We start from the raw sequence: 21,687 nt of genomic DNA, 5'->3' as shown, positions 1-21,687 counted from the left end.
ATTTTCCCCGATCAGATCGAAGACCTTATCACCGACGCATTCGCAATGCTTCCAAGGGTGGCGACAAATTTATCAAACGCCGCAAACCTCTCGTCTTTTGCAAAGCCCTTCACATATCTCGCGTAGATCTGCTGGGCGATGACCGCGATCTTAAATGTGCCGAAGACGTAATAAAATAAAATATTCGTAACGTCGCGGCCCGACGCCTCGGCGTACATTTCGACGAGTTCTTGGCGTGAAATATTTTCCATCAGCACGAGCGGATTGAACGGCATATTGAGCAATTCAACACCTGTGTCTGCCGACATCCAATATCCAAGCGTCGTGCCGAGGTCCATCAAAGGGTCGCCGATCGTCACCATTTCCCAATCGAGTACGGCCGTGATCCGCGTCAGATCGACTGGGTCGAGCATCACATTGTCGAATTTGTAATCGTTATGGATGAGCGACGCTCCCGACTCAGGCGGGACATTATTATTAAGCCAGACGATCGCCTTTTCGAGATCGGGCCATTTGTGCGTCTTGGCGGCGTAGTAGCGTTTTGTCCAGCCTTCGACCTGACGGCGATTGTAACCGTCAGGCTTTCCTAGATCCGCTAGGCCGGCAGCACGATATTCGAGCGAGTGGAGTTCGGCAAGGTTCTGGATAAAGCTGCGGCAGATCGCTGTGGAAGTAACACGTCCGGTCGGAAATGCGTCTTCGCCGTGTATTAAGGGCTGTGTCCCGGGAATTTCTCCTCTGATAACCAAACCCCGTCGCCGCTCCATCAGGTAAAACTCCGAACCTATGATGTCGATATCATCGCAAAAGTGCAATGGCTTTGGTGCCGGTGCGTAAACTACGGCAAGCTTCGAAAGAACGTCGAACTCACGCCGCATATCGTGAGCCGTTTTGACCGTATTTCCGAAAGGCGGACGTCGTAAGATGTAATCATCGTCGCCGGCGGTGAGCAGATAGGTCAAATTCGAACTTCCGCCGGGAAACTGCCGCACAACCAGTGGCCCGCCGGAAAGTGCAAGATGAGGTCGAAGGTACGCAGACAGCTTCGCGGAGTCGAGGCCGTCGCGGGGTGCGATCGTTTCATCCTCTTGGTTATCCATTCGCTCGATTATAGGATACGATGCGGACGCAGTACTAATTAGGTTCGGATCGCGGGCTAATATAGGATAAGTTGCGGAAGCGGCGCTAGAATGAGCGTATGTCTATGCGAACACCGATCTGGAGACTGATCGGCCTGACCGGCAGCCAGTATGGCGAATTGCAGATATCGAATGGCCGTCTGAAATATTCACCTGCCAGCGGCGTCGGGTTTGATGTGGAGTTGACCGAGGTTAAGGACATCAACTTTCCCTGGCACTACTTCAGCGGCGGTTTTAAGATGACGCTCGCGGGCGAAGAATTTCGGTTTTCATTCATCGAACCGCACAATGATTATGCCGATGTCCGCACCGGCCGCGAGGTCGGCAAGCAATGGAAAAAGACGTTGGTGGCGGGATAAACAAATATGGATTTTAGTTCAACAAGTAAAACCAACGAATTCGTCGAACGGCTTGCTGCGTTTATGGACGACCATATTTACCCGAACGAGGCGGCTTATACAACTGAGCTAAACAGCGGTGATCGGTGGAGCCCGATCGCCTTGGTCGGACAGTTAAAACTAAAGGCGAGAGACGCTGGCCTTTGGAATCTATTTCTACCGTCGGAATCCGGTTTAACCAATCTCGAATACGCACCACTGGCCGAGATAATGGGACGCGTCGTTTGGGCGTCGGAGGTATTTAACTGCTCCGCTCCAGACACCGGCAATATGGAGGTTCTGCACCTTTACGGCACGCCGGAGCAAAAAGAGCGTTGGCTCAAGCCATTGCTCGATGGCGAGATGCGCTCTTGTTTTTCGATGACCGAGCCTGAGGTCGCATCATCCGACGCGACCAATATCGAATCCTCCATCGTCCGTGACGGTGATCAATACATTCTTAACGGCCGCAAATGGTGGTCGACCGGTGCGGGCGATGCCCGATGCAAGTTGTCGATCTTTATGGGCAAGACCGACCCGTCGGCGGCCAAGCACTTGCAGCAGTCGATGATCCTCGTGCCGATGGACGCGGACGGCGTGAAAGTCGAGCGGCAGGTCGATGTGTTCGGTTACGACGACGCGCCGAACGGGCATAGCGAGATCACATTTAATAATGTGCGGGTGCCGAAAGAGAATATTCTGTTGGGCGAGGGCCGCGGTTTCGAGATCGCCCAGGGCCGTCTGGGCCCCGGACGCGTCCATCACTGTATGCGTCTGATCGGAATTGCAGAGCGTTCGCTTGAGTTGATGTGCGCGCGTGCAAAGTCACGCATTGCGTTTGGCAAGTCCATTGCGGAACAAGGTGTCGTCCGGCAATGGATCGCCGAAGCTCGTTTGGAGATCGATCAGGCTCGGCTACTCGTATTGCGAACGGCCTGGCTGATGGATACGGTCGGCAATAAAGCCGCGAGGCGTGAGATCGCAATGATCAAGGCAGCAGTTCCGCAGATGGCCTTAAAGGTGATCGACCGTGCGATACAGGTTCACGGCGGCGGCGGGGTATCGCCTGATTTCCCGCTTGCACAATTTTGGATCTACGCCCGAATGCTGCGCATCGCGGATGGACCCGACGAGGTCCACCTCGAATCCATCGCAAAAATGGAGCTTAAAAAATGATCGTTCGACCAGCGACCGCGGACGACGCCGTGCAGATCGCCTATATTTATAACCATTATATAGCGACCTCGCACGCAACGTTTGAACTTGAGCCGATCGACGCTGTCGAAATGCTGGGCAGACTCAAGGCTGCGTGGGCGGATGATTATCCCTTTCTGGTATTCGACGCTGCGGGATACCTTGGCGGTTATGCATTTGGAGAAAGCTTCCTGAGCGGCGAGGCATTTGGCGGCTCGATCAACACGGCAGTTTACGTCCGCCCGGGCAAGGATGGTATGGGGATCGGCACTGCACTGTACGGACACCTCCTATCCGAGGTGCGGCAACGCAAATTCGAGTCGGCCGTCGCGGCGATCTCGCTGCCAAATGACGCGTGCGTCCACCTGCACGAAAAATGCGGATTTGAAAAGGCCGCTCACCTTCGAAATGTCGCACGCAAATTCGATCGTTGCTTCGACGTTGGCTATTGGCAACTGTTGATCGAGCCATAGATATTCATCTTTACAATTGAAACTTGCCGGTCTCTGGCTGCACTCTAACCCCCATTTAATAACGCATAATCGGTCAAACTGACCTGCGTACAAAGTCATTCTGCACACTAATTGATCATTTTGCGTTAAACATTGTAAAAAAACTATTGACACGGTTGGTACTTTCCTGTAAATTCAAATCTGTAGCGGCGACATATGCCGCTCACCCTTCGCCACCAGATGCAAAAAGTTTTCTAAGAATGACTAACTGCCACGGCTAACATCACAGGCCTAGATCCGGTAAAACGAGGGAATTTGGCACCGCAATCACAAACGTCCCGTCAAATGATTTTCCTGACCACGCGTTGATTCAGAAGGTGGCACAACAATCTTCAAAAAATGCCAAAAACCCGGATCCGGATATTCAACTGAAAACTTAAGACAAAAATGATTTTGGCGTAAAGCTAAAAAGGAGCAAGAAAAATAATGCTGTTCGGTAAAAAGAAAAGCGTTGCTGGATTAGATATCGGATCGAGTTCGATAAAGATGGTCGAGCTTGAGGGCAAAGCAAACAATCTAAGTTTGGTTGGCCTCGGCTTTGAAAATCTGCCAAGCGACACGATCATCGATGGTCAGATAATGGAGTTGAACACCGTTTCAGACGTGATCCAGAGCGTGTGTGCAAATCACCAGATCACCGCCACCCAGGTGGTGACCGGTGTCAGCGGACATTCCGTGATCATAAAGAATATCGTTCTGCCGCCGATGAGCCGCGAGGAACTCGAAGAGTCGATCGACTGGCACGCTGAGGAACATATTCCTTACGATCTCGCCGACGTTAGTCTCGACTACCAGGTAACGGCTAATGATGCAGACTCGACCCACGTTTTGATCGCCGCTTGCAAACGCGAGCGTATCGACAATATTAAACAGGCGATCCAACTCGCCGGCAAACAGCCCGTGATCATCGACGTCGACACCTTTGCTCTGCAAAATTGCTACGAAGCGAACTACAACCCGACCGAAAGTGATGTAGTTACGCTTCTTAATATCGGTGCATCGACGATGAACGTAAATATCGTCAAGGGCACGCGATCGCTCTTTACGCGTGACATTACGGTCGGCGGCAGCCAGTTTACAGATGTCCTGCAGCGGAGCCTTGGACTCAACTTTCAACAGGCCGAAGCGGTAAAACGCGGCGTCCATAATGTTGCCGACGGTATCGAAGAAAAATCGATCGAACCGCTGATGAACAACGTCACTGAGATCGTCGCGATGGAGATCCAAAAGACATTTGATTTTTATAGAGCGACCACCGAAGACAACGACACGATTGTGCAGAAAATTCTGATCTCGGGCGGCGGTTCGAAGCTTGCCGGTCTTGCACAGGAACTGTCACAGCGACTCGAACTTCCGGTCGAGGTTCTCGACCCATTCCGTAATATCAAGGTCGACCCAAAGAAATTTGATCCCGAATATCTGAACGAGATCGTTCCCGAAATGGCCGTCGCAGTCGGACTCGCGATCAGGGGAGTGTAATAGAAATGATCAAGATCAATCTACTAAATTCAGTCACAGAGAGACAGGGCGGTGCTGTCGTCGCGGTCGACCGCAAGATCGCCAGTGCCTCGTCTCGTATTCTCCTGATGGCGCTTGTCGTCGGTGTTTTGCTAACGGCACTCATCGGATGGGACGTGATCAGTACGCAAATGGCCCGCACCGAGGCTCAGCATAAACTCGAAGAGCAAAAGCAGATCGCTGCCGAACTCGAAGTAGTGATGAATGAGCAGAAAGAGCTTGAGGCCAAGATCCAGAATATCGACACCAGGATCGAAGCGATCAAGAGACTGCGTTCGTCACAGGCCGGCCCGAGTGCCGTGCTGGACGCAATGCGTGAACGCGTCGCGATGGTTCCGGGCCTATATCTGGAGAGCGTCGAGCAAACCGGCGACCAGCTGACATTTAAGGGCAATTCGCCTGATGAGTCGCAGGTCACGCAGTTTGGCCGCAGCCTCGAATTTTCGAACGGACTCTTTTCGAACCTCAATATCGAAACGACCCGAGCCGAGATCGCCAATAATAACGCACCTCAGACTGCCAACGCTCAGGGCGAAACTCCCAAAGTACAGATCGTGAATTTTACGATCAAGTGCGCTTACACGCCGTCGAAGGCTCCCGGAGCACCGGGAACTGCCCCGACGACTGCCTCTGCCCAGCAACCGGGAGCGGCTACGGCACCTGTTCAGGTCGCCAAGAATTAGTTTCAGCATAGAATCGACGATCACCGATCGATCTTACGAGAAAGAAGGAAAACACGATGTTAGACAAAATTAAAAACCTACAATGGTACTTCCAGCTGATGCTGTTGGTTGGCGTGGCCGCGATGGTCTACTCGGGCGTCTGGTACTTTGTCACCAGCGAGACCCGTGTCGAGATCGCAGCCCTCAATGACCAGATCGCCGAATTGCAGGCCAAGAACGAGACGGCCCGCGTCGCGACCCAGCGGATCAACGAGTTTCGAGCTCTTTATGCCAGTAAGGCCGAAGAGTACGACGAGCTGAAAGTTTTGCTACCGGAACAGCGTGAGATCACCAACGTGCTGCAGGGCCTGCAAGACACTGCCAACGGAAGCCGTATGATCGTTATGCGATTCTCGCCGCGTGAAGATACGCAGCAGGATTCGATAATGGCCAAGCCGGTCGAGATCGAGGTGGACAGCAATTTCACCAATCTTCGGTCCTTCTTTGAAAGTATGGCCAAGCTACCGCGAATCGTTTCGATCTCTGATTTCAAACTCAACCAACTCGACAAGCAGAGTTCCGAAAAGACGCTTCATGCCCAGTTCCTGCTGACGGCATTTTACGCTGCCCCGACCGATCTGAACGGTAAGCCGCTCAATTCGAAACCGGGCGTCCCCGGAACTCCCGGAGCACCTGCACCCGCACCCGTCGCAGTTCCGCCGGCACCAGTAGCCAAATAACCCACCGATTTTACAGGGAAATAGTATCCCAGAGAGACAAAAGCCATGATCAATCTATCTAAAACGCTAAAAATGCTCAGCTTCGGCACAGCCGTCGTCGGATCCTTGCTCATCGCCGGAAGCTTTTCCGAGGCGAACGCTCAACGCGATCCCTTCGTCAAGCCCGGTTATATGAAGCAGAAGACGCAGGCCCCTGCGGGCAGCACCGGCAAGACCGGCAAGGCGGCAGCACAGCCTTTCTCCTATGCCCCGCCGTCGATCGAGGCACGCATCGAGTACTTTAAGCGTCAACGCGAGGCTGCCGCAGCCAGCGGAGCCACGCTACCAAAAGTGACGAGCGTCCTGACGCTGAACGAAATGGCTGTAACCGGTATCTTTAAGACCCCACGCGGCTATGCGGCGATGGTCGAGGCGACACCGATCAAGCTCTCTTACACGATCTACCCCGGCGAGAAATTCTTTGATGGCCAACTCGTCGCGGTCGAAGAAAATCGGCTCGTATTTCGCAAAGTGACCAAAACGGCACCCAACAAGTTTGTCGCCTCGGTCGAAAACAAGCCGCTTCAACAGTATTCGATGAAGTCCCAGGTCGAAGGCACCGCGCCGGCTCAGGGTAGTTCGGAACGTCCGGTCCAAACGGCAGCAAATCCGCCTGCGGCAAACGGTGTTACACCCGTCGGCCCGGCGCCGGTGATGTCACCGCTCGACGAAATGAATAATCAGCCCGCCGAAACCGACAAGGGCAAGACCAAAAAAGACACAAAACGACCGATAAAGGTCGCTAAGAACAAAAAATAGATTATCCCGCGGCAGCGTCCGGGAAACGGGTCTGCCTCACTAACAAGTTCTATTTGAACGAGTGGTCTGATCATCAAACCGCTCTACTGCAAACGGAGGAAACATGAATTCTCGATCAAACATCAGCACGGTGGTAAAACAGGCCGCCATTGCAATGCTCTTAGTCGCCGTCGTGGCTATATCGGCTCTCGCACAACGTGTCGAGCCGCAGTCACAAGGCAAGATGTACGGCGAGCCAGGATTTCGCGGCGAACCGATCAATCTTAACGTGGTGAACGCCGACGTTCGCGACATCCTTAGCTATATCACCGACCAGTACGCCATTAACTTTGTCATCGACAAATCGGTTGCGGCGGTACCGGTAACGGTCAAGGTCAGCGACGTTCCCTGGAACATCGCGCTCGACTCGGTCCTACAATCGCAGTCGCTGGGCGTGCAGGTAAATGGAAACATCCTGCGTGTCGCAGATGCCAAGACGCTCGCGACCGAGGGCGATCTGATCCAGGCACGCAACAATAATGCGCTTGACGGTTCACCTCTGTATACAGAATTTCTCCGGCTCAACTATGCACGTGCCACAGGCACGCTGAGCGGCGATTCCGGCAGTGCCGGCCAGTTGTCGACGGGAACGTCGTCGGGTGGCGGTGGTGGCGGCGGAGCGTCGAGCGGCGGCGGAAGCGGTGCGGGAGCAGCGGCCGGCGGCGGATCCGATCAGGGAATTATGGGCATCATCAAAAAACGTTTGTCGCGTCGCGGCACCGTCGAGGTGGATGGCCGCAGCAACACGCTGATCATCACCGACGTCAAACAGAATATCGATGCTATCCGTCAGTTGGTTGCATATCTTGATCAGCCGGAACCGCAGGTCGAGATCGAAGCCCGCATCGTCGTCGCTTCGCGTAACTTCAGCCGAGACATCGGCGTCCAGCTTGCCGGTTTGGTCATTGGCCAACGCGGCAGTGGAGCGACCGGCGGCACGTTGCCCGGTGCCACAACGACTCTTCCGATCCCGGGCAGCCTGCCAATCCCGTCGGTCAATAACGATATGTTCTCGAAGATCGCCAATACCGCGATCGGCCTGACCACCGGTATCTTTGGAACCGCACAGCTTAGTGCCCTTATCTCGGCCGGTGAACAGAAAGGCCAGGCCAAGGTCATTGCCACGCCGCGTGTCACAACGCTTAACAATCGTCCCGCCGAGATCAAGAGCGGAACGAAGATCCCGGTAACGACCATCCAGCCCGGAACGGGTGCCGGTGGTGCAGTTGTCGCAACGACGACCTATGTTGACGTTCCGCTAAGACTGGCGATCACGCCGCAGATCACCGATGTCGGTACCGTCATCCTTAATGTGACGGCGGAAAACAGCTCGACCGCAACCGTTGTGGGCGGAGCCAATCCGGCGATCAATACGCAGAGTATGCAGACTCAGGTTACCGTGCCGGATGGCGGAACGACGGTCGTCGGCGGAGTTCTCTTCGACGATGAACGCGAGAGTCAGGACCGCACGCCGGGCCTTTCACGCATCCCGCTGCTTGGCAATCTATTCAAGCGAAAGGGCGTTCAACGCAATACGAACGAGATCCTTTTCTTTATCACCCCGCGGATCACGCGTCCGGACTATGCGGCCGGCGTTCAGAACGGTGGTGCATCGCGTCCGTCCCCGATCCTGCAACCGGTTCCGATGGGCAATCCGCCGTCGAACTCGACACCGGTAGTCGAAACCCCGCAGCCGATCGTCTTCCAGTCGCCGGCTCTGGCCCGACCGGAATCTAATCCGGCAATGCCGATCAAGCCGTAAAAGGTCTTTGGTCAAACGTTTCCTCCAAAAAAAGCCCGCTTGGCCTAAATGGTCCAAGCGGGCTTTTTGCTGATCACGCGATGCTGACCGTTACGGCACGAACACGTTTGGCAAAGGTAAGTCGCCGCTCTGGCCAAACTGTTGGATCAAAACGCCCGCCGTCGATCGATTGGCATACCAGGTGGAATTTGCCGGCCGGAAAACAGCCGAGTCGATCTTGCCGTCGCCGTCATAGTCACCCGTGACGGGTACATCGCCGTTAGCTCCGAAAGGGAAGGCAAAAAACGAAAGGTCTTCGCTCCGAAGTACATACCAGATACCGCTTGACGGACGCCAGAATGCGACATCGGCTTTGCCGTCGCCGGTGTAGTCGCCCTGGACTGCCTTGTCCGTCGAATTGCCGAATTGGGTCGCAAACACCGCAAGGTCTGAGCTGCGTCTGATCCACCATTCGGCTCCGTTTGCACCGCTTGCACGAAAGACTGCGATATCTGCCTTACGGTCACCGTCAAAATCGGCAACCGCCGGTTTGTCATTGGCGGCGCCGAATGCAACGATATCGGTCCCGCCGGTCGATTTGCTGATGTACCACGTCTGGGTCGAAGGCCGAAATACTGCCGCGTCCGCCTTGCCGTCACCATCATAGTCGGCGGGTGCCGGGATATCGCCGCTGGATCCGAACGGGAAGGCGAAAAACGATAGATCTTCGGACCGCAGAATGAACCATTGTCCGGTCGACGGCCGCCAGAATGCAACGTCAGTCTTACCGTCGCCCGTAAAATCCGCCGGGACGAGTTTGTCGGTAGCGGTACCGAACTGGAGAGCTCCGTTGCCGCCGTTCGACGATCGCAGATACCACCATTCACCGACGCTCGGACGAAAGATCGAGATGTCGGTCTTGCCGTCACCGTCAAAGTCGAATGGCGAACCGCCCGATGAACTCGTAGCACTATTTGTGTAGATGTAGTCGCCCGCCGTCGAGCCGTCACTGTTTGATGCGTTACCGGCAGCATAAAAGGTCACCGGACCGATCGGTTGAGCCGGAGCGGTCCAATTGACCGTCCACGATTTCGAGCCAAATACGGTCGGCAGGATGCCGTCGATCGTATGTTCGGCGTATTGCCGGCTTTCGCCGCCGACAATGCCGGTGACGAGTTGAGACTGTTGCGGGCTTGAGGCCGGCAACGTCAGCGTGCCGGCACGCTTGCCTTGAGAGTCCAGTGCCGTCATCTGGTATCCGTAAATAACGCCGTCGGCCTGACTTGTGGTTATCGTCAGCGATATTTGCTGGCCCGGCGTCCAACGTGCCGGCAAACCGGTTATCGCCACCGTACCTTCGCCGCTGTTAAGCGGGAACGACGTGTGGCAGGCGGTGCAGTTGCTCTCGGACGGTGCATTGGTATTTGAGGGCGTCGGCCCCGACGCCGATGCGGAAACTAACGAATCGTCAGCCCCAAAGCGGCCGATCCCGAAAACTCCTAAAACGACTGCCGCGAACACCGCGATCAGCTTATATCGAAAATCTATGGCCGGCTTTTTCATTCTATTCGAACTCAGTGTACTACTAGCGAAATGCAACTACATTTTGACGCATCCGGCGGTCGGATAGTCGAACGAAAGGGATATCTTTAACGATAGATACCGACCGCGTGAAAGTCAACGAAATTGTGCTGCTCGCCGCAAATTAAAAAGGGCTTGGCCAAACTTTCGTTTAACCAAGCCCTTAGTCCTATTTCGTACGAGCCTATGATCGGCCCGTATGAGTTTTCTAGTTGCCCGAGTTGAATATCATCGAAAACGCACGGACACTTCCGGTGTCTCCACCGCCGTTATCGCTGACATTGATCGTCCAGTTGCCGTTGGCATTCTGACCGTCAAACGCACCCATCGGATTATTCGGTGAGAAGTTTCCGGTCGGGAATCCCAATCCCGTGGTGCACGTCGGTCCCGGATTGGCCGCTGTCTCGATAGACGGCAATCCGCCGTCGTCATTAAGCGTCAACTGGAACAGATTGTTGTTGCTGCAACCAAACGTCGATGCCGGAACACCCGGTCGATCAAAGATCGCCACGGTAGTGCCGCCCGGCGACGTCAACTTGACGATCACGTCACCGACCCACGAGTGGTCGAGGCCAACCGTAGTTGATCCCGGCGTCGGGTCTGCAACTGTCCCGTCGAACGAGAAGTTGAGATCGCTGATATTACCTACACCGGAAACCGGAACAACTATATCGACACCCGCCGCATTGGAGTCAGGAATTGGAACCACCGGTCCCGTATAGCTCACGGTCGTCGACGCAGGCGGTGCGGCAGTGCCGCCCGGAATGTAACGGGTCGGAAGCGGAACGTCGCTTGCCAATCCGAACGCCGTCTGGAAATATCCAGCCGTCGATTGATTGACATACCACGTACCCGCACGGTAAACAGCTACATCGTCCTTAGAGTCGCCATCGTAGTCGCCGGGAACGGGGACGTCACCAGCCTGGCCGAATGCCGTGAAGGTGGACGAACCATCCGAACTCTTACGAATGTACCAGGTGCCGTTAGACGGACGGAATACCGCGACATCATCCTTGTTGTCACCGTCATAGTCAGCCGGAACCAAAAGGTCGCCGGTCTGGCCGAACGGATAGGCATCAAAGTTTGTTGCCGGTGTGCCGGTATTGCGTGCGATGTACCAGGTATTGTCTGTCGGGCGATAGACGGCCAAATTGGTCTTGCCGTCAGCCTCGAGGTCGAACGCCATCGGAACGTCACCGGTCGAGCCGAAGGGTTCGACGGTGTTTGAACCGTTACCACTGTTCAGGACATACCAAGTGCCGGTCGATGGACGGAATATCGACATATCGGCCTTACCGTCGCCATCATAGTCACCCGAGATCGGAATGTCGCCCGGGACGCCCCATGCGGTGCCCTGGAATACAAATCCGTTGCTCTTAAGGATCAAGTAGTCGCTTTGAGCCGGATCAGCATTCGCACGGAACACGGCTTCGTCAGCCTTGCCGTCACCGTCGTAATCGCCGGGGATCGTGACATCCGTGCTGTTACCCCAATTGATGACGCTGAAACCAGCCGTCGATCCATTGATGTACCAGTTGCCTTCGCTCGGACGATATACGGAAACATCTGTTTTGCCGTCGCCGTCAAAGTCAGCACGTGATCTCGGCACCGCGGCAGCACAGGTGAAGCTGCTGACGATCTGGACGTCATCAACGTTTATACCGGTTGAAGCAACCGACGAATCCGACGCCATACGCCATCTGAGCTGGATGCTCTGGCCGTTTGCCGCCGCCGGTAGATTGGCCACCGTGTCGATATAGCCACCAGTCGAAGTGCCCGACCAAGCCTGTCGGCCGCCGAGCGGATTTGAGAAGCTGGTGGAGATCGTCGCATTGTAACCGCCGCTAACGAATGATCCGCCTGCGGTCACGATATCGGCGAACGCACCGGCACCGATCTTGATCTCAAGAACGGCTCCGTCAAACGTTGATTCGGTGACGTATTTGTTCTTGAATTTGACCTGAGCAGCCGCGGATGTAATAGGTACAACCGGGCTTACCAGCGACGACATATTAACCCCTGAAGGATCGTTGGCAAAAGCCGAGTTAGGAGCTGAGCTCGGTCCGCTTGCCGTCGTGACCCAATTGATGAGGGTTCCTGAATCCTGAGTTGTTGTCCATCCGGCAGGTAGAGCCGGAGCGACCACAGCGTCAAAGTTTTCGACAGTTCCATTCGGAGTTCCGAGTACAAAGCTGCGGATCGCCGCAGGCTGGGAACCGATCGAACTGGCGACAACGATCGAAACGCTCTGTGTGCTACCGCAAGCCGCCACGCCCGGAATTGCGAACGGATGGGCATTGGTAACGACTGCCGCTTGAGCGACATTGCCGTAATTGACCGGGGTTCCGCCATCTACGCTGACCGTAACATTGTTTACCGTAATACCGGTGTTGTTGGTAACGGCGATGTTAAGCAGGACGTTTTCGCCCGGCTCGGGAACGCCGTTGTTGTTACCAGTGGAATCACTTACCGTAAACGGATCAGTGAGTACCGCGTTCGGCAGGTCAAATGCCTCGGTGACAGCTGTCGATGACTGCGTGCTGGCCGAGAAACCAAATCCGCGTCGGCGGAAGCCTTCCCATACGTCCGAAACGTCTGCACCTGCTTCCGGAGCAACCGGCAGAGCGGCAGCAGCGGCGAGGATAGCATCACGTTCCTGAAGCATCATTGGGTTAAGCGGAGAAAGTTTCATTCCGTCCGTTACGACTTGAAGGGCACGTTCCGTACCGGGCGTGAAGCCTAGACGTGTGACCATCAACGAACGAACTTCCCACAATGCACTCTTCCAGATCTCGCCGGCGTTGTGAACCTGTGAGCAGCTGCCCGAGGTTGCGATTGCCGGATTACGCGGATATGCACTTGAAACTGCAGTTGTGGTGGTTCCGAGAGTCGTGTCGCAGTTTGAATTAATGTGACCAAAGGTCAACGGGTTATGCGGCTTATTCTGTGGGCCGCCGGTGAATGCGATCACTGCGGTCGGGAACCGACGAATTCCAAAGTAGTAATTCGACGTAAATGTAGGCGATAAGAGATATGTCGCGTAACCGCCCATCGAATAGATGCCATTGATCGGGTCGGTCGGTTCGGCCATCATAGTGCTGGCATACCAGTCGCCCCAGCCTTCGCCCATCATTCCGCCCTGGTTGCCGAGTCCGCTGCCGTTTCCGTGCAAGCGGTTCGACGTTCCGTGCGTAACTTCGTGGATCACGATGCCCGCATCGGGCGTACCATCTCTATCCGGGGTCGGGCCGGTCCACAAAAACATCTGCATACGTCCGCGTCCACCGTCCGCAGGTGTTGCAAAGTTAGCATTGTTCGTACCCGACGAATCCTGGCCTTCTGACGAAACGCGGTCGTTGCCTGTGCCGCCGCGACCGAAGTTGTCAGTCTGGAAGTTGCGGGCAGCTTCGGTAAAGCCACGACGATATAGTTCATCGTGGTAGCGGTTCATAATGTAGAACATCTGAATCACTGCACCACGCTGTGCCTGAGGCGTCAGCGGATCGTCACCCGGTGCCGGGCTTCCGGGAGGAGGATTCCAAGTCGAGCTAAAGATGCGGCATCCCGCACCCGGGCAAGCCGTGTCGCCTGCCATTGGTGCATCGACGCCATTCGTGCCGTCACGGTCAAGGCCTGCTTCGGTAGCGTTGCCGTCAGTGATATTGGCACCGTCGGTGATCCAGCCGTTGTTGTTGAACGAAAGCAAGCCTTCGTTTCCGACGAGCGTGCGGTTAGAGCGCGTGATCAATGCTCCCTGTGTGCCGAGTCCGGGATCGGTCGGACCGGGGCTAAGCGGTGCCGGGTCATCAGCGATGTCGTTGTGAGCACTAGTGTTGCCATAGATTTGATAGGTTGCCGACTGGGTCTGATCATCCGAGATGTTCTTGTGCCAGAGGACGACATTCGTGTTGGCGTCAACGATGACGTAGTAAGCACGAACCGGTTCCCAGATCAGGACTCTCCACGACGGCACGGCAACGCCGGGCTCCGTCGGGAAGTACATTTTTTCAGCAGTTGTTGCCCAGTCGCCTTCGCCGAAGGTGACCTTGAGGTCGTTCGAAACGGCTTCGTTGCGGGCAACGTCCGCCGGGACGATCGCGTGATTAATGTGACCGGCAGCCTTGCGAACTGCCTGAACGGGGTCGCCGAATGAGTTCGAAAGCGACTCATACTCGAGGCCCGGAGCCAGATTGTTGATCACACGGATGATCTGGCCGCTCTTGGTAAATCCTGCTTTGACTTCGCCACGGAAAACCGGGATGCCATTGATCTCCTGCTCAAGGTGAGCATACGAGATGTTGCCATCGGGGTTGGTGTAGTCCGCCGTTACCTTGAGGCCGTTGATCTGTTGATCATTTACACCGATCAGGTTCTGATTTTCGCGAATAAATCCACGAAGGATCTCGGAGCGCTTTAATCCTGACGGGCCTGAAAGCCATTCGACCGGCTGCTTTGCAACATCAGGTGCCATTACTTCCGGTGTGCGGATGTCGGTATTGTACTCGACCTTAGCGTCCGGATGATTCTGTTTGAACGCCTCTTCGCCGCGAGCAAAAGCATCGCGAACGTTGGCGACGGAACTTGAATCCTTGCCGATCGTTTGACGGAATTTGAGCAGAGCGTCTTCCGTTTCAATGGTCTTATTTTCACGGATATCCCACATTTTGGGCAGTCCGTCATCGGCGGTCGAAGTGCGTAAAAACAGGCCTTTCTGGCCCGCCGCCTCCGTACCAAACTTAAAGGGAACAACGATCACCGCTGTGATCAGTCCCAATACGAACAAGCAGGCAAGTACACTCAATCGAGTATCAGCCTTTGATCGTCCAAACATATTCGAATCCTCCTGAGTCGTGGTAAATAGAAAGCTACAAAGCTCTCATTTCGATCAAACGTGCAAGGCACAAAATGAACCAGATATGGGTGTCGACACGGTTCGACGCCCAAGAGCTTAAAACGATTTGAATTAGGGTCTCACGAAATTGTCGTAATGATATACCAGAAAAGGTCAAAAATACAAGAGAAAAATGTCCGTTCCGTAAATTCCTATACGAATGTCCGTTGAGCCGATACGCATTGGAACACTTTCCAGCGTATCGGCCCAACTCCGAAGGTTTCGGATGCCTATTAACGATAGAAGTCAATATGACCGAGGATCGTCGATTTTTCGCTCACGGCAGATATGCTCTCAGGACCGGCGTGTCTTGGGCCAGGCCGAACGCGATGGCGGTGACTCCGCTCGAAGATTGATTCATATACCACGTGCCGGATCGATATACAGCCTGATCATCCTTGCCGTCACCGTCAAAATCGCCGGGAGCAGGAACGTCGCCACTGAGCCCGAACGCCAATGCGGCAAACTGGCCATTGGAACTATTGAGCCGATACCAGACGCCGCTCGACGGCCTGAAAACCGCGATGTCTTGTTTCCCGTCGCCGTCGTAATCGGCGGGCGTTGCTAAGTCATCCGATAGTCCGAATGCCATTATGAAAAACTGTCCGTTTCCGCTATTCAGCCGATACCACACACCGGTCGAAGGCCGCCAAACCGCTATATCGTCCTTGTGATCGCCGTCATAGTCGCCGGCAACCGGTTTATCGTCCGGGAGCCCGAATTGATAGGCGTTCGATGTTCCGTTCGAACTCGCGATCCAGTACCAGACTCCAGTGGACGGCCGCCAAAGTGCAAGGTCGTCCTTGCCGTCGCCGTCAAAGTCGCCCGCTTGCGGAATGTCGCCGCTGCTGCCGTAAGTGTATGCAAAAAACTGTCCGTTGCTGCTGTTGAGACGATACCAAACCCCGGTCGAAGGGCGCCAGACCGCGATGTCTGCCTTGCCGTCACCGTCAAAATCGCCCGGTGTCGGAATGTCGGACGCCAGCCCGAAATTCACCGCCGTAAATCCTTGCTGAGACCGATTCAAGTACCAATTTCCGTCCGCCGGCCTGAAAACCGACACGTCCGATCGTCCATCACCATCAAAATCGGCTCTCGGCCGTGCGAAATTGTCGATAACGCTGCAACCGTAGTTGCCGCTGACCTGAACCGTGTCGATCCACCAGCCGAGCCCACCGGTATTGTTATCCGCTCCGAATCGCCAGCGAAATTGGACATTCTGGCCGGCCGCCACTGGCGGCAGCAGTGCGGTCGTCGTGATGTATCCGTTCGACGAACCGCTCCACGCCGCGCGGTTCGCGAGCGGATTGTTGGTGCCATTGCCGAGTGTGCCGTTATATCCGTTTTGGATAAATGATCCGCCTGCACCAATAAACTCTTGAAAACCTGCACCGCCGATACTGATCTCGAGCGAACCGCCATCCCATCCACCCTCAGTATCAAACCGATGTCGGAACGACACGGTTGCCGCCGGCGATGTGATCGCGACCGGTAGCGACGTCAGATCTGTGCCGCCGCCGACTGTTTCCGGGTCGAGTGCAAATGCTGCCGTCGTACCTGAGTCAGGTGAGACTGTCGTCGTGGCAAAAGCGATGCCGCTCTGCAGTACCGTCGAAGCCCATCCCGCCGGAACACTCGGTACGACTACGCCGTCAAAGTTTTCGGTAAATGTCGCGATCGGCTGCCCGACGATGATCTGCCTAATAACGCTGAAGGGGCCGATGCTGCTGCTGACGTTTAATGTCAACGACAGTGCCGAGCCGCACGGCGTGCCCGCAGGGACGGTGTAACTGACGGCCTGGGTGACGGTCGAGCCGCTGGCGATCGTTCCGTAATCCGCCGAGCCGCCACCGACCAGTTGGACCGAAACTCCGTTAGCGGTTGCGCCCGTAGCGTTCGTGATCGGAATATTCAAACTGACTGTTTCGCCCGGATCGGGATAGCCGTTCGCATTGCCCGAAGGGTCCGCGACCGTTAAGCCCGGCGACTGTGTCAGGTTCGGCAGTTCGAATGATTCGGTCACACGCGTATCACCTGCGCCGCTGCCCGAATTCTGTATCTTCGCTCCACTACCCATTCCGCGGATCGCAAATCCTGCCCAGACGTCAGCGACATCGGCGGCCGCCTCCGGCGCCAGTGAGCTGGCCTGTGCCGCCGCAAGAATCGCGTCACGCTCGGTCAAGAATGTCGGTGACAATGGGGCAAGCTTCATTCCGTCGGTGACAATTTGGAGTACCTTGCGGTTGCCGATCTCCCAGCCCAAACGGGTGACCATCCGGCCGCGAATTTCCCAAAGCGCACTGCTCCAGATCTCGCCGAGATTGTGAACGGCGTCGGCGGTCGACGAGCCATACGGCCCGCGCGGATATGCTCCGTCACTGAGGTTCATCTGCGAAGCGTCGGCATCGGCAAAGGTCAGCGGATTGTGCGGCAGATTGCCCGGCCCGCCGGTGAACGCCTTGACCGCCTTGGGAAAGCGGCGGATGCCGTAGTAATAGTTTGTGGTCGTGCCGCCACCTAAATACGTGTCATAGCTACCTGTCGTATAGATCCCGTTGATCGGGTCGCCGGGCTCAGACAAAAGTGCGTGGCCGTAGAAATCAGACCAGCCCTCGCCCATTCCGCGCGACATATTAATAGACAGCCCGCTGCCGTTGCCGTGCAGGCGGTTCGAGAGCCCGTGCGTGTGTTCGTGGATCACGACATCGGCATCGACGTTGCCGTCAATGTCCGGATTCGGGCCGGTCCAGATATACATCTGCATACGCGGTCGGGAGCCATCGGCCGGTGTCGAAAAATTAGCGTTATTGGTGCCGGACGAGTCCTGGCCTTCGCCGCGTACGCGGTCGTTTTCGCTGCCGCCCCTGCCAAAGTTGCTGTTTTGAAAATTTAGAGCCTGTTCCGTGAATCCAAGCCGGTAAAGCTCGTCGTGATACCAGTTACAGATGTAGAAAAGTTGTGTGGTCGTGCCTTGCTGAAATGTGCTGCCCGGATACGTTTGCGTTGCCGGTATCGGAGCGTCGCCGCTGTTCGTATTCGGATTGAGCGGAGCGTAGGCAAACGAAAATGTCCGTCCGGTACCGACCGCCTCGCTCGATGCATCCACGCCGTCAACGCCGTCGCGATCGAGTCCCGCCTGTACAGCATTGCCGTCTGTGATATTCACGCCGTCGGTGAGCCAACCGAGAGTATTAAAGCCGTACGGAGCCTCGTTGCCGATCCTCGTGATGGTTGACCGCCCGATCGCGGAGCCCTGAACGCCATTCGGCGAGATCGGGCCGGGCGTCAGGGGAAACGGGTTTTCCGCGACGTTGATCATCGCGTTCGGATTGGTGTAAACGCTGTAGGTCGCCGATTGCGACTGGTCCTCGGTGATGTTTTTTCGCCAGAGCATCGTGCCCGTCGCCGCGTCCACGATCACGTAAAACGCATTGACCGGCTGCCATATCAACACTCGCCACGCGGGAGTTACGACTCCCGGTTCGGTCGGAAAGTACATTTTTTCCGCCGTTGTGGCTGAATCGCCGATGCCGTACGTGGCCTTGAGATCGTTTGACTCAGCCGTATTCGGCGATAGGTCGAGACGGGCTGCGTCGATCGAAATATGTGCCGCCGCCGAACGCACCGCATCGAGCGGCAAAGCAAAATCTGATGAAACCGTGCTTTGGTTGATGCCCGGAGCAAGGTTGTTGATGACCCGCACGATCTCACCGCGGCGGGTAAATCCGGCCTTGACCTCGCCTCTAAAGACCGGAATGCCGCCGATCCGCTGTTCGAGTTGAGCAAAGGCGAGATCACCATTGGGATTGACGTAGTCGGCCGTTGTCTTGAGGCTCGCGATCTCACTCTCAGCTACGCCGGTCAGCGAGGAGTTTGCCGACAGAAACCGCTTTAATGCGTCCGGACGCTTTTCGGCCGAGGCCGGTGTCAAGAATGCGCGTACTGATGCCGTGTCGGTGCCGATCACTTCCGGGATCCGTATATCGTCGTTGTACTCCACCTTCAGCGTCGGTATCGAGCGTCGGAGACGTTTTTCGCCGGTTGCAAAATCGTCGCGGACGTCTGCGGTGTCCGCCGCCGAACGCCCCGAGTTCAAGCGAAAAGCCAAAAGCTTCTCCACCGCACCTTTGTCGGTCCGGATGTCGTAATTAGGCAGTTCGGCGTCGTGGCTCTCGGTGCGGGCGATTAAGCCCTTTGACGCACTTGTGCCAAATAAAAATGGCGTCGAGAGTGCAAAAGTAAGTGCTGCTATGGCAAACAGCGGCGCAATTCCTTTTCGGAACGATTCAGTACGATTATGTTGGATCATCTGGTAAAAATACGCTCGGCAGGTGGATCAAAATGACTCCGCAGATCGAAAAACGCGCCGGAAACCACTAATATCTATTCAACAGGGACAATTTTCGGAGCAAACTCCTTTTTTAGCAGTTAAACGGCTTTAAGTCAACAAATTGATCCTGTCGCCAAACTGTTCTATGACGCAAACACCGGACGACAAGATCTTTGGGGCCGATGGCCTGATCTCGCAGTTTCACGATAAATATGAATACCGCGAGGGTCAGGTGCGTATGGCCGCAGCGATCGCGACGGCATTCGAGGACAAAAAGCATCTCATCGTCGAGGCCGGCACCGGGACCGGCAAGACCCTGGCCTACCTGATTCCTGCAATTGCGGCGTCGATCAAGCATAATCGCCGGATCATCATCTCGACCGGCACCAAAAACCTACAAGAGCAGTTGATGGAAAAGGACATCCCTTTTCTGCAAAAGATACTACCGACAAAATTCACCGCAGCCTATATGAAGGGCCGCTCGAATTACGCCTGTTTATATCGCATTAACAAGTCCGACGATCAACCGATCCTCGACGGCATCGATGAGGTCGATCATTTCGCGCAGGTTCGCGAATGGTCCCGTGAGACACAGACGGGCGACCGTGCCGAACTGACATATCTACCCGAAAATTTGTCGTTTTGGAGCCGCGTAAATGCCAAGAGCGAGACTTGCATCGGTCAAAAGTGCCCCGATTTTGAGCCGTGTTTTATTACGCGAATGCGCAGTCGGGCCGAGTCCGCCGATATCGTGATCGTCAATCATCATCTGTTTTTCGCGGATCTCAATGTTCGCGGCAATCAGTTTGGCAAGGTCTTGCCCGACTATGGCGCGGTCATATTTGACGAGGCACATCTGATCGAGGATATCGCCGCCGACTATTTCGGTTTTCAGACCTCAAATTATCAGTTTGACGAGGTTGCTCGTGACGCTACAAATCTCCCGATAGCCGATGCGATCGCTATCGCGGGAATCACTAAGGCAGCAGGTAAGGTCGTGGGGCTTGCCGAACAGTTTTGGGCTCGCTTCACGCAGGGACGCGGCGGCGACGGCCGATTTCCGCTATTGCCGGACACTTTTGCCATTCGCGGACGCGATGGCAAACCGGTGCCGTCATCGCACGGCGAAGCGTATCACGCTCTCGATGACGCCCTTTCACGGCTCGAAAACGATGTAGATGTATTTTCCGAGAAATTACCCGAAGCTGACAGCCTGGTGCGCCGCATTCGTCAGGGACGATTTGACCTCGAGTTTATCATCAAGCAAGCGGACGCCAACTATGTCTATTGGCTCGAACGCCGCGGCCGGGGAGTTTTTCTGCAGGCATCACCGGTTGACGTTTCGTCGCTGCTTCAGGACAAATTATTCGACAAGGTCGAGACGTGCGTTCTGACATCGGCGACGCTCTCGACGAACGGCGGATTCAGCTTTATCCGCAACCGCCTCGGCCTGTCGGCGGGCACGACAAATACGCTCGTTGCTCCATCTTCATTCGACTATCAGAGCCAGGCGATCGTCTATTTGCCAAAGGCGATGCCCGACCCGCGTTCGCCTGAGTTCACACAGATGGCCGCGGCTGAGATCGTCAATATCCTGCACTCGACGCAGGGCCGTGCCTTTGTGCTCTGTACCAGCAATTCGTCTATGAAGGCTCTCTACGAGATCGTCTCGTCAAGGGTCGGTTATCCGTGCTTTCTGCAGGGGACGATGTCCAAGACCGGCCTGCTTGAGCGTTTTCGGGGCACTTCGAACGCCGTCCTTTTTGCCACATCGAGTTTCTGGCAGGGTGTCGACGTCCAGGGCGATCAACTCTCGTGCGTGATCATCGACAAGCTTCCGTTCGCCGTGCCGACCGACCCATTGGTCGCCGCGCGTTCAAAGTTTATCGACGACAATGGCGGCAGATCCTTTTTCGATTACAGCGTCCCGCAGGCCGTGATCTCGCTCAAACAGGGAATCGGCCGCCTCATCCGGAGCAGTACCGACCGCGGTGTTATCGCCATTCTCGACCCACGACTCCGCACCAAACCGTACGGCCGCGACTTTCTGGCCAGTCTTCCGCGAATGCGTATCACGAGTGATATCGAAGACGTAAGGTCTATGTTTGACGCCCAGGTATGATGTCCAAAATGCGTACGGCAGAATTCACGAATTTCGCTTATGA

13 protein-coding genes are annotated in these 21,687 nt (G+C 55.5%); 9 read left to right on the top strand and 4 right to left on the bottom strand.

What is annotated here, in order from left to right:
* Positions 1 to 11: 11 nt before the first annotated feature.
* Entirely contained in the window at positions 12 to 1,100 is a 1,089-nt protein-coding gene (locus tag IPQ00_10255) for a phosphotransferase family protein (protein ID MBL0240939.1), read from the bottom strand.
* A gap of 98 nt (positions 1,101 to 1,198) precedes the next feature.
* On the opposite strand from IPQ00_10255, the gene IPQ00_10250 reads away from it, so the two are divergent.
* The 8 genes from IPQ00_10250 to pilQ all read left to right on the top strand — a co-directional run bounded on the left by IPQ00_10250 (position 1,199) and on the right by pilQ (position 8,741).
* The gene (locus IPQ00_10250; GenBank protein ID MBL0240938.1) at positions 1,199 to 1,498 is read left to right on the top strand and encodes a hypothetical protein; all 300 of its coding nucleotides are present in this window, start codon (positions 1,199 to 1,201) and stop codon (positions 1,496 to 1,498) included.
* Between the two features lie 6 nt (positions 1,499 to 1,504).
* Positions 1,505 to 2,692, top strand: coding sequence for an acyl-CoA dehydrogenase family protein (locus IPQ00_10245; GenBank protein MBL0240937.1), 1,188 nt, complete (start codon positions 1,505 to 1,507; stop codon positions 2,690 to 2,692).
* Positions 2,689 to 3,183, top strand: a complete 495-nt coding sequence (locus IPQ00_10240) for an N-acetyltransferase (protein ID MBL0240936.1) — start codon at positions 2,689 to 2,691, stop codon at positions 3,181 to 3,183. Before IPQ00_10245 ends, IPQ00_10240 begins: the two co-directional genes overlap by 4 nt.
* A gap of 465 nt (positions 3,184 to 3,648) precedes the next feature.
* Positions 3,649 to 4,701, top strand: a complete 1,053-nt coding sequence (pilM, locus tag IPQ00_10235; GenBank protein ID MBL0240935.1) for a type IV pilus assembly protein PilM — start codon at positions 3,649 to 3,651, stop codon at positions 4,699 to 4,701.
* A 5-nt stretch (positions 4,702 to 4,706) separates the two neighbouring features.
* Complete coding sequence (locus tag IPQ00_10230; protein MBL0240934.1) at positions 4,707 to 5,423, top strand: PilN domain-containing protein; 717 nt, start codon at positions 4,707 to 4,709, stop codon at positions 5,421 to 5,423.
* A 56-nt stretch (positions 5,424 to 5,479) separates the two neighbouring features.
* Positions 5,480 to 6,142, top strand: coding sequence for a type 4a pilus biogenesis protein PilO (pilO, locus tag IPQ00_10225; protein ID MBL0240933.1), 663 nt, complete (start codon positions 5,480 to 5,482; stop codon positions 6,140 to 6,142).
* Between the two features lie 45 nt (positions 6,143 to 6,187).
* Positions 6,188 to 6,940, top strand: a complete 753-nt coding sequence (locus IPQ00_10220; protein ID MBL0240932.1) for a hypothetical protein — start codon at positions 6,188 to 6,190, stop codon at positions 6,938 to 6,940.
* Positions 6,941 to 7,043: 103 nt separating this feature from the next.
* Positions 7,044 to 8,741 carry a type IV pilus secretin PilQ gene (gene pilQ / locus IPQ00_10215; protein ID MBL0240931.1) on the top strand — a complete coding sequence of 566 codons (1,698 nt, stop codon included), beginning with the start codon at positions 7,044 to 7,046 and terminating at the stop codon, positions 8,739 to 8,741.
* Positions 8,742 to 8,831: 90 nt separating this feature from the next.
* On the opposite strand, the gene IPQ00_10210 is transcribed toward pilQ, so the two are convergent.
* The 3 genes from IPQ00_10210 to IPQ00_10200 form a co-directional block, all read right to left on the bottom strand.
* Positions 8,832 to 10,283, bottom strand: a complete 1,452-nt coding sequence (locus IPQ00_10210; GenBank protein MBL0240930.1) for a VCBS repeat-containing protein — start codon at positions 10,281 to 10,283, stop codon at positions 8,832 to 8,834.
* Between the two features lie 226 nt (positions 10,284 to 10,509).
* Complete coding sequence (locus IPQ00_10205; protein ID MBL0240929.1) at positions 10,510 to 15,132, bottom strand: M36 family metallopeptidase; 4,623 nt, start codon at positions 15,130 to 15,132, stop codon at positions 10,510 to 10,512.
* Positions 15,133 to 15,469: 337 nt separating this feature from the next.
* Positions 15,470 to 19,501 (bottom strand): M36 family metallopeptidase, encoded by a 4,032-nt coding sequence (locus tag IPQ00_10200; protein ID MBL0240928.1) that lies wholly within the window; start codon positions 19,499 to 19,501, stop codon positions 15,470 to 15,472.
* A 166-nt stretch (positions 19,502 to 19,667) separates the two neighbouring features.
* On the opposite strand from IPQ00_10200, the gene IPQ00_10195 reads away from it, so the two are divergent.
* Complete coding sequence (locus IPQ00_10195) at positions 19,668 to 21,644, top strand: DEAD/DEAH box helicase (GenBank protein MBL0240927.1); 1,977 nt, start codon at positions 19,668 to 19,670, stop codon at positions 21,642 to 21,644.
* Positions 21,645 to 21,687 lie beyond the last annotated feature (43 nt).

Source organism: Chloracidobacterium sp. (genome assembly GCA_016720705.1).
Taxonomy (GTDB): Bacteria; Acidobacteriota; Blastocatellia; order Pyrinomonadales; family Pyrinomonadaceae; genus OLB17.
Note: the sequence above shows the minus strand (reverse complement) of the source record. Positions and strands in the feature narration are given on the sequence as shown.

Coding starts and splice junctions, on each gene's coding strand:
- IPQ00_10245 (MBL0240937.1), top strand. CDS start 1,505: ATGGATTTTAGTTCAACAAGTAAAACCAACGAATTCGTCGAACGGCTT.
- IPQ00_10210 (MBL0240930.1), bottom strand. CDS start 10,283: ATGAAAAAGCCGGCCATAGATTTTCGATATAAGCTGATCGCGGTGTTC.
- IPQ00_10255 (MBL0240939.1), bottom strand. CDS start 1,100: ATGGATAACCAAGAGGATGAAACGATCGCACCCCGCGACGGCCTCGAC.
- IPQ00_10205 (MBL0240929.1), bottom strand. CDS start 15,132: ATGTTTGGACGATCAAAGGCTGATACTCGATTGAGTGTACTTGCCTGC.
- pilQ (MBL0240931.1), top strand. CDS start 7,044: ATGAATTCTCGATCAAACATCAGCACGGTGGTAAAACAGGCCGCCATT.
- IPQ00_10195 (MBL0240927.1), top strand. CDS start 19,668: ATGACGCAAACACCGGACGACAAGATCTTTGGGGCCGATGGCCTGATC.
- pilO (MBL0240933.1), top strand. CDS start 5,480: ATGTTAGACAAAATTAAAAACCTACAATGGTACTTCCAGCTGATGCTG.
- IPQ00_10240 (MBL0240936.1), top strand. CDS start 2,689: ATGATCGTTCGACCAGCGACCGCGGACGACGCCGTGCAGATCGCCTAT.
- IPQ00_10220 (MBL0240932.1), top strand. CDS start 6,188: ATGATCAATCTATCTAAAACGCTAAAAATGCTCAGCTTCGGCACAGCC.
- IPQ00_10250 (MBL0240938.1), top strand. CDS start 1,199: ATGTCTATGCGAACACCGATCTGGAGACTGATCGGCCTGACCGGCAGC.
- pilM (MBL0240935.1), top strand. CDS start 3,649: ATGCTGTTCGGTAAAAAGAAAAGCGTTGCTGGATTAGATATCGGATCG.
- IPQ00_10200 (MBL0240928.1), bottom strand. CDS start 19,501: ATGATCCAACATAATCGTACTGAATCGTTCCGAAAAGGAATTGCGCCG.
- IPQ00_10230 (MBL0240934.1), top strand. CDS start 4,707: ATGATCAAGATCAATCTACTAAATTCAGTCACAGAGAGACAGGGCGGT.